The 8,875-nt window shown below is 75.6% G+C and carries 6 protein-coding genes; 3 read left to right on the top strand and 3 right to left on the bottom strand.

Annotated features, from left to right (window positions below):
• Positions 1-314 precede the first annotated feature (314 nt).
• Positions 315-2,603, top strand: a complete 2,289-nt coding sequence (locus POF43_RS33975; RefSeq protein ID WP_282704948.1) for a SpoIIE family protein phosphatase — start codon at positions 315-317, stop codon at positions 2,601-2,603.
• Between the two features lie 208 nt (positions 2,604-2,811).
• Here POF43_RS33975 and sigJ read toward each other — a convergent pair whose 3' ends face one another.
• Entirely contained in the window at positions 2,812-3,705 is an 894-nt protein-coding gene (gene sigJ, locus POF43_RS33970) for an RNA polymerase sigma factor SigJ (protein ID WP_271323653.1), read from the bottom strand.
• Between the two features lie 452 nt (positions 3,706-4,157).
• On the opposite strand from sigJ, the gene POF43_RS33965 reads away from it, so the two are divergent.
• Positions 4,158-4,919: an SDR family oxidoreductase gene (locus tag POF43_RS33965; RefSeq protein ID WP_271323652.1), complete on the top strand. Its 762-nt coding sequence runs from the start codon at positions 4,158-4,160 to the stop codon at positions 4,917-4,919.
• Positions 4,920-5,153: 234 nt separating this feature from the next.
• Here POF43_RS33965 and POF43_RS33960 read toward each other — a convergent pair whose 3' ends face one another.
• Together POF43_RS33960 and kdgD are read right to left on the bottom strand one after the other, a co-directional pair.
• On the bottom strand, positions 5,154-6,437 hold the full coding sequence (locus POF43_RS33960) for a glucarate dehydratase family protein (RefSeq protein WP_271323651.1): 1,284 nt from the start codon (positions 6,435-6,437) through the stop codon (positions 5,154-5,156).
• Between the two features lie 237 nt (positions 6,438-6,674).
• Positions 6,675-7,592 (bottom strand): 5-dehydro-4-deoxyglucarate dehydratase, encoded by a 918-nt coding sequence (kdgD, locus tag POF43_RS33955; RefSeq protein WP_271323650.1) that lies wholly within the window; start codon positions 7,590-7,592, stop codon positions 6,675-6,677.
• A gap of 161 nt (positions 7,593-7,753) precedes the next feature.
• Between kdgD and POF43_RS33950 the strand changes: the two genes are divergently transcribed.
• The gene (locus POF43_RS33950) at positions 7,754-8,665 is read left to right on the top strand and encodes a LysR family transcriptional regulator (protein ID WP_271323649.1); all 912 of its coding nucleotides are present in this window, start codon (positions 7,754-7,756) and stop codon (positions 8,663-8,665) included.
• Positions 8,666-8,875: the final 210 nt, after the last annotated feature.

Raw genomic sequence — 8,875 nt, 5'->3', positions numbered from 1 at the left:
CGCCGGAAGGTGCCGGGGCGCGGGGGCGCGGAGCGCGGGGCGCCGGTCGAGCGCGAGGACAGCGGTCCGCCTGTCCGGCGCCTGCGGCACCCGGCACCCGGCCCCCACAGCCTCCGCCCCCCGGCACCTTCCGGCGCCCACGGCATGCGCCGCCCACGGCACCCACACCCTCCGCCACTCGTACCGTCCAGCGCACCCGTACCATCCAGCGCTCCCGCACCATCCGCCGCCCGCGGCGCCCCCTCCCCCGGCGGCTCAGGTCCGCGACCGGGGAACATGGGACGAACAAGAACATATGCACCATAATGGTTCGCATGGCATCAGGGCCCGGCGACGGCGGACACCTGCGGGACCGCGGCCGGGACGAACTGCTGGCGGCGGCGCTGCGGGGGCTGGACGAACAGCTACGGCCGAGCACCCTGTGCGTCTACCTGGAGGAGCCGGACGGCTCGCTGTCCGCCACCGCCATCCTGGACACCGCGCTCGGGTTCGCCGTGACCCCGGCCCTGCCGGCGGGCGACACCCGCTTCGTCTCCGTCCGGGCCTACCGGGAGGGGCGGCCGGTGGTGCGCGATCCGGCGCAGAGCCGCCGCTTCGTGGTGGCCAACCCCTCGTTCGTCCAGCACGTGGACACCCCGATGATGGCGGTGGCCGTGCCGCTGCGGGCCGACGGGCACACGTTCGGGTCGATATCCGCCCGCTGGATGCACGCCCGCAACCTGCGGCCGGCCACCGTGGACCGGATGGTCGAGGCCGCGTCGGGCGTGGCGGTCGGGCTGGCCAAGCTGTCGGCACGGCACGGCACGGTCGAGCCGCCGACGGTGCCGCTGTTCGTGCCCGAGCCCGGCAGCGCGCGGCCGCCGGACGGTCCGCGCAACTCCAGCCGCTTCCTGCTCCAGCTCCAGCAGCTCGCCACCGAACTGACCGCCGCCCGCCAGGTGCGGGACGTGGTGGCCGCCACCTACCAGGAGCTCGTGCGGCCCTTCGGCGGCCAGGGCATCCTGCTGTGCCTGGAGGACCGCGGCCGGCTGCGGGCGGTCGGGGCCTCGGGGCTGTCGTCGCAGGAGGTGGGCGCGGTGGACGGCCTGCTGCTGGCCGAGGGCTCCCCGGAGGCGGACGCGGTCCTGCGCAGCGTCTCCACGATCTTCCGGCCCGGTGAGCTGGCGCAGGCCTATCCGGGCCTCGGCCGCTACGACGACGAGGGGCCGGCCAGGGCGTTCCTGCCGATGGTGGCCGACGACCGCACGGTGGGCTGCTGCGTGCTGGTGCTGGACCCGGACCGCGTACCGCGCGACGACGAGCTGGCCATTGTGATGATCATGCTGGGGCAGGTGAGCCAGTCGCTGAAGCGCATCCGGCTCAACGAGTCGCAGGAGGCCCTCATCCACGGCATGCAGCGGGTCCTGCTCCCCCGCGAGCTGCCCGACGTCCCCGGGCTGGAGAGCGCCGCCCGCTACCTGCCGGCCGGCACCGGCACCGGGGTCGGCGGCGACTGGTACGACGTGGTCGTGCTTCCCGGCGGCCAGGTGGGGATGATCATCGGCGACGTGGAGGGCCACAACCTCGACGCGGTCGGGACCATGGGCCAGATGCGCAGCGCCGTGCGCGCGTACGCGGCCGAGGGCCACGACCCGGCGAGCGTGCTGACCCGCAGCAACCGGCTGCTCGACGAGCTGGGCGGCGACCTGTTCGTCACCTGCTGCTGCGTGTGGCTGACCCCGGAGACCGGCGTCGCCACCATGGCGAGCGCCGGCCACCACGAGCCGGCGGTGACGAGGGAGGACGGCGGTGTCGTGCCCACCGCGCTGCCGGTCGGTCCGCCGCTGGGCGTGGCGGCCGGCACCGTCTACCGGCACAAGGACGTGGTCGTGCCGCCGAACGCGGTGGTCGCCCTGTTCACCGACGGCCTGCTCGACGTACGCGGCCGGGGCGCCGCCGACGCCTACGCGCAGGTCGGCCGCCGGATCGCCGCACACGCCGGGGAGGACCTGGAGACGCTGGCCGACCGACTCACCGGCACCGGTGACCCACCGGCCCGGCAGGACGACCTCGCGCTGCTGCTCGTCCGCAACGCCGGCTCGGCCGACGGGCACCGCCGGGTGGCCCGCGCCACCGTTCACCGGCACGACGTGCGGCGGGTCGCCGAGCTGCGCGGCTTCCTGCGCGACCTGATGGCGGCCTGGGGGCACGAATCGCTCACCGACGAGCTGGAGACGCTGATGTCGGAGGTGGTGACGAACGCGCTGATCCACGCGCACAGCGAGGTCGACGTCCTGCTGCGCGAGTACCCGGACCGGCTGCGCGCCGAGGTGCGCGACAACGATCCGCGACCGCCGGTCCCCGCGGTCGTGCTCGCCCCGGACGACAGCGGCGACGGCGAGGCGGAGTCCGGCCGCGGCCTGCTCATCGTCGACGCCCTCGCCACCGCCTGGGGCAGTTCCCCGGCCGGCCGCGGCAAGACCACGTGGTTCGAGATGGCGGTCCCGGAGACGGAACGTGGTGAAGGCGATGAACGCGACGAGGGGGACGAGGGGGAGGGTCCTGACGGGGGCGGGCCGGAGCGCGGCAACCGGGAGGTGAACGGCGAGGCGGACGGGGGCTGACGCCTGCGGGCCGGGACGGCGGACGGCGCGCGCGGTCCTGCGAACCGCACGACGTTCCGCGCCCCCGCAGAGCCCACCCGGCCCCCGCAGAGCCCACCCGCCCCGGCGGGAGCCGCCCCCGGCCCGCGCACGCCGAGCCCGCACCCGCGGCGCGAACACCCCCCGTGCCCGCCCCACCGGCACCGGCACCCGCCGTCGCGGAACCCGTTCAGCCGTCCAGCGTGCGTCCGGCGAGCTTGCTGGGTGACAGCACGATGTCGATGCGGGTGATGAGGCCGCGATCGGTGGACAGGGCGAGTACCGCGATGACGCGGCGGTCCTCGTCGACGACGGCCAGGCCGGGTGCGGCGTTGACCTCGACCTGCCGGACCGACAGGCCCGCGCCCAGTTTGCCGGCGGAGCCGATGACGAAGCGGGCGACCTTGTCGGCACCGCGCACCGGGCGCCGGGCGGCGTTGACCTCGCCGCCGCCGTCGCTGGTCAAGGTGGCGGTCGGGTCGAGGACGGCCATCAGCGCGGCGAGGTCCCCGTCGGCCGTCGCGCGGCGGAACGCGGCCACCGCGGCGGCGTGTTCGCTCCGGTCGACGGCCACCCGCGGAACGCCGGCCGCGACGTGCTTGCGCGCGCGGGACGCCAACTGCCGTACGGCGGCCGGCGTGCGGCCCACCACCTGGGCGACCTCGCGGAAGTCGACGCGGAACAGGTCGTGCAGGACCCAGGCGGTCCGTTCCGCCGGGCTGAGCGTCTCCAGGACCACCAGCAGGGCGAAGCCGACCGACTCGTCGAGCGTCACCCGGTCGGCGGGGTCGGCGACCGGGGCCACGTCGCGCACCAGCGGTTCCGGCAGCCACTGCCCGACGTAGGTCTCCCGGCGCACCCGCGCCGAACGCAGCGTGTCGAGCGCGTACCGGGCCACCGCCACGGTCGCCCAGGCCTCGACGTCGCGGATCGGCTCGCGCGCGTGGGCGGCGGTCATGCGCGTCCAGCACTCGGAGACGACGTCCTCGGCCTCGCTGTGGCTGCCCAGGACCGCGTAGGCGAGCCGGACGAGCCGGGGGCGGGTGCCGGTGTACGCGGCGGCCAGTTCGGCCTCGGCGGTCACCGTCCGGCTCCGCGGGCGGGTGCCGTTGTGGGGTGCATCGTTGTTCTTCCTCCTGGTTCACGGTGCGTGCCGGCCGACACGCCTGGTCCACCGGTTCCACCGTTCCACGCCGGGCGGACCGGCCGGCGCGCGCGGTGCCGGCGGCTCCGGGGCGGCACGGCGGCCGGCGCGTGGGCGGGCACCGGGCCCGTCAGCGGTGGGAGCGCGCGGCGCGCGGAAACGGTCATGCCCTCCTGACGGGACGGCCGCCCGCGTTTGTGACATCCGCCGGCCGGCGGCCCGCTCCCGCAGCGACGTCCCGCGCCGTTTCCTATGATCTTGCAGCCATATGTTCCGTTACGCGCCGCCGGCGACCCGTGCCCGGCCGGGAACCGGAGACCGCGCCGATGTCACATCCGGCCGGCCCGCTCAGTCCTCCTGACGGGGGCACCTGAACCGGGAGGATCATCATCATGCGCATCGCCGTCGCCGGTGGGACCGGCTGCGTCGGACGGCTGGTCACCGACGCCGTACGGGCCGCCGGGCACGAACCGGCCGTGCTGGCGCGGTCCCGCGGGGTCGACCTGGTCACCGGCGCGGGACTGGACGCGGCGCTGGCCGGCGCCGAGCGGGTGATCGACGTGAGCAACGTGAGCGGCGGGGTCGCCATCGGCGCCGCCAGGTCCACCGCCTTCTTCGAGGCCGCCACCGCCAACCTGCTGCGGGCCGGGCGGCAGGCCGGGGTCGCGCACCACGTCGTGCTGTCCATCGTGGGCAGCGACCGGGTCGGCCTGGGCTACTACCGGGGCAAACGCCGGCAGGAGGCGCTGGTCGTGGAGGGCGGGGTGCCGTTCAGCGTGCTGCGTACGACGCAGTTCCACGAGTTCGCCGCGCAGACCCTGCGGCGCGGCCCGTTGGTCCTGGTACCGCGGATGCTGAGCCGACCGGTGGCCGCCGCCGAGGTGGCCGACGCCCTGGTACGGCTGGCGGTCGGCGCGCCGGCCGGGCTCGCCCCGGAGTTCGCCGGGCCGGAGGAACGGCAGATGGTCGCCATGGTCAGGCAGCTCCTGCGGGCCCGCGGCAGCCGCCGCCCGGTCCTGCCCGTCAGGCTGCCGGGCGCCGTCGGTGAGGGACTGGCCGGCGGCGCGTTGCTCCCGGCCGGGCCCGGGCCGCGGGGCCGGCAGAGCTTCGACGAGTGGCTCGCGGAGCACGGGACCGGGAGGACGGGCGCCTGAGGGGGCCCGCAGCCGGCGCCGACGCGCGCGGTCGACCGCGTGCCCCCGCCCGGCGCGTTCCGATGCGATCCGGCGCGGCCCGGCGCGATCCGGCGCTGTCCGGGCCATTCCGGCGCTGTCCTGGCCGCCCCCGGGCCGATCCGGCGGCACCCGACGCGAACCCGCGCAGCCCGCCGCGACCCGCCGCGATCGCGGTCGCCCCGCATGCCTGGCGCCGCCCCGCGCGAGCGGTGTTCACCAGCGCGGGAGGTCCGGGGTTCGCCAGTCGGGGTGGACGCGGCGCATCGCGGCGGCGTCGTCGCGGCCGCGCACGTCGCTTTCGGCGTACCTGCGGTGCAGGCGGGCCAGCGCGTCGCGGTCCAGTTCGACGCCGAGGCCGGGGGTGTCGGTGACGGGCAGCGCGCCGTCGGTGAAGGTGTGTGGCCGGGTGATGACGTCCTCGGTCTGCCACGGCCGGTGCGTGTCGCAGGCGTAGCGCAGGCCGGGGACGGTGGCGGCGACCTGGGTCATGGCGGCGAGGCTGATGCCCAGGTGGGTGTTGGAGTGCATGGACATGCCGACGCCGAACGTCCGGCAGACCGCCGCGAGGTCCTGGGTGGCGCGCAGCCCGCCCCAGTAGTGGTGGTCGGAGAGCACGACCTGGACGGCGTTCCGGGCGAACGCCTCGGGGATCTCGGCGAAGCCGGTGACGCACATGTTGGTGGCCAGCGGGAGCGACGTGCCGCGGGCCACCTCGGCCATGCCGGCGGTGCCGGAGGTCGGGTCCTCCAGGTACTCCGCGACGCCTTCCAGCCGGGCGGCGACCGCCAGGCTGGTGGGCACCGACCAGGCGCCGTTGGGGTCCAGCCGCAGCGGCCGGCCGGGGAACGTGTCGTGCAGCGCGAGCACCGCGTCGACCTCCTCGAAGGGCGGCAGGACCCCGCCCTTGAGCTTGAAGGAGGTGAAGCCGTACCGCTCGACCATGCGGCGGGCCTGCGCGACCACGCCCTCCGGGTCGAGCGCGGCGCCCCAGTCGTCGCACGGCTCGCCCGGTCCGGGGTGCCGGGCCCAGCGGTAGAACAGGTAGGCGCTGTACTCCACCCGGTCGCGGACCTTGCCGCCGAGCAACTGGTGGACGGGGACGCCCAGTTCGCGGCCGAGAGCGTCCAGGATCGCCACCTCGAAGCCGGACGCGACGCTGGCGGCGACCTTGTCGAGGGTGCGGCTGCCGCGCAGGCCGCCGGCGTTCACCGCGGCGTCCAGGCCGGTCACCCCGGCGCCGGCCGCGCAGGCGGCGACCCGGGCGCCCAGGTCGTTGACGGTCAGGCCGGCACCGGCCAGCCGCGGCGCGAACGCCTCGGCCACCGTGAGGTACTCGGCGTCGCCGTAGGTCTCCCCCAGCCCGACGACCCCGTTCTCCGTGACGATCTCGACGATGGTGCGCGGGGTGTACGGCTGGTGGACGCCCTGCGCGTTCAGCAGCGGCGGGTCCTCGATCAGGATGGGCGTGACCCGGCACTCGGCGATCCGGAACATCATCGTCTCCTCGGTTCGTCCTGCTCGCCGCCCAGGGGGCAGAGGTCACGCCGTCCCGGGGCGGCGGCGGCAGCGGGTGCGCGGGTGGAAGGGGAATCCCCGCTCGTGCGACTCCACGTCCCACGGCGGGCGGGCCGGCGACGGCCGGGCCGGCCACGCGATCGGTCCGCGACGCGGTCGGTGCGTGGCACGGTCAGGCGTGGCGCGGTCGGTACGCGTCACCATCAGTCCGTGTCACCGTCAGTCCGCGACGCGCTGGAGCAGTTCCGTCAGCCGGGTCCGCTCGGCGGCGTCGAGGTCGACCAGCGGCGGGCGGACCGGGCCGGCGGGGTGCCCGGTGACCCGCAGGCCGGCCTTGACGATGCTCACCGCGTGGCCGCGGCGCCGGTCGCGCAGTTCGGTGTAGGGGATGACGAAGTCCTCCAGCAGGTCCAGCACGGTCTCCCGCTTGCCGGCGCGCACCGCCGCGTAGAAGTCGAGGGCGAAGCGCGGCGCGAAGTTGAAGATGGCCGACGAGTAGGTGCTGACGCCGAGCTGGAGGTAGGGCAGCGCGAACAGTTCCGCCGTGGGCTGGCCGCCGATGTACGTCAGGCGGTCCCGCAGCCGGGCGCGGATGCGGGTCAGCTGCTCCAGGTCGCCGGCGCCGTCCTTGAAGCCGACGAGGTTGGGGCAGTCGACGGCCAGGCGTTCCACCGTCTCGGCGCTGTACCGGGCGTTGGCGCGGTTGTAGACGACCACGCCCAGGCTGGTGGCCCGGCACACGGCGGTCACGTGGGCGGCCAGGCCCTCCTGCTCGGTCTCCGTCAGGTACGGCGGGAACAGCAGCACGCCGTCGGCCCCGGCGCGTTCGGCGGCGCGGGCCAGCTCGACGGCCGTCGCCGTGCCGTAGCCGGCCGGGGCCACCACCGGCGTCCCCGGCGGCGCGGTGGCGACGGCGGCCCGCAGCACGGTGTCGACCTCGGCGCCCGACAGCGAGAAGAACTCCCCCGTCCCGCCGGCCGCGAACAGGCCGGCCACCCGGTACCGGCCCAGCCGCTCGATGTGCTCGCGGTACCCGTCCTCGTCGAAGGACAGGTCGTCATGGAAGTGCGTCACCGGGAAGGAGAGCAGGCCACGGGCCAGACGGGCGGCGAGGTCGGCTGGGCTGTATCCGGTCATCGGTGGGGTCTTCCGGGTCGTGGGGCGCGAACGGGGCCGGGCGGGCGGACGGCGTCCCGCGGGGGCGGCGGCGTCCCGGCGTGGGACCGCACCACCGTAGGACGCCGCAGTGATACCGGTCCAACACATCTTTTATATGAACCAATGCCTACAATGAATCGATGTTCACCCTGGAGCAGCTCGAAGGCTTCGTGGCGGTGGCCGACGAACTGCACTTCGGCCGGGCCGCCGCCCGGCTGTCGATGACCCAGCCACCGCTGAGCCGCCGGATCAAACTGCTGGAGGACGAGGTCGGCGTCCGGCTGCTGGACCGCTCGCACCGCAGCGTCAAGCTCACCCCGGCCGGCCGGCTCTTCCTCGCCGACGCCCGGCAGCTGCTGCGCCAGTCGCACGAGGCGGCGCTGTCGGCCCGGCGGGCGCTCAGCGGCGAGTCCGGGGTCGTGGCCGTCGGCTTCACCGCCACCACGGCGTACTCCTTCCTCGAACGGGTCCTGGTCGCCCTCGGCCGCGAGCGCCCGCAGATCGAACTCGTGCTGCGCGAGATGGTCACCGCCGCGCAACTGGAGACCCTGATGTCCGGCGCGCTGGACATCGGCATGATCCGGCCGCCGGCCGGCGGGGCTGACCTCGCCGACGTCCCGCTCTACCAGGAGCCGCTGCTCGCCGCGCTGCCGGCGGGCCACCGCTTCGCCGACCGCGACCGGCCGCCGGCGATCGGCGAGTTCCACGGCGAACCCCTCGTGATGTACTCCCCGTCCGAGGCGCGGTACTTCCACGACGTGCTGGTGAGCGCCTTCCGCAGCGCGGGCGCCGCCCCCCGGTACGTGCAATACCTCAGCCAGGTCCACAGCATCCTCGCCCTGGTCAAGGCGGGCCTGGGCGTCGCCCTGGTACCGGCCGCCGCGGCCTCGCTGCACTACGAGGGCGTCTGCCTGCGCGGGATCAGCGGCATGGAGCCGTACCCGGTCGAACTCCACCTCAGCTGGCACCGCGCCAACGACAACCCCGCACTCGCCGCGGTCCGCTCGGTCATCCGCCGCGAGGCCGCACGGGTCGCTGTCGCGGGGACGTAGGGGCGTCGGGGGGCGCGGGTCCGCTGTCGCGGGGACGCAGGCGTGGGGAGCGCTGTCGCGGGGACGCTGTCGCGGGGACGCAGGCGTGGGGAGCGCTGTCGCGGGGACGCTGTCGCGGGGACGCAGGCGTGCGGACGCAGGGGGCTGGGGGCGGGGTGCGGCACGCCGCCGCTCCGGAACGCGAGCGCGCCGCCCCGCCACGGCCACCGT

The organism is Streptantibioticus silvisoli, assembly GCF_027947535.2.
GTDB lineage: Bacteria > Actinomycetota > Actinomycetes > Streptomycetales > Streptomycetaceae > Streptantibioticus_C > Streptantibioticus_C silvisoli.
Note: the sequence above shows the minus strand (reverse complement) of the source record. Positions and strands in the feature narration are given on the sequence as shown.

Coding starts and splice junctions, on each gene's coding strand:
- POF43_RS33975 (WP_282704948.1), top strand. CDS start 315: ATGGCATCAGGGCCCGGCGACGGCGGACACCTGCGGGACCGCGGCCGG.
- POF43_RS33965 (WP_271323652.1), top strand. CDS start 4,158: ATGCGCATCGCCGTCGCCGGTGGGACCGGCTGCGTCGGACGGCTGGTC.
- POF43_RS33960 (WP_271323651.1), bottom strand. CDS start 6,437: ATGATGTTCCGGATCGCCGAGTGCCGGGTCACGCCCATCCTGATCGAG.
- kdgD (WP_271323650.1), bottom strand. CDS start 7,592: ATGACCGGATACAGCCCAGCCGACCTCGCCGCCCGTCTGGCCCGTGGC.
- POF43_RS33950 (WP_271323649.1), top strand. CDS start 7,754: ATGTTCACCCTGGAGCAGCTCGAAGGCTTCGTGGCGGTGGCCGACGAA.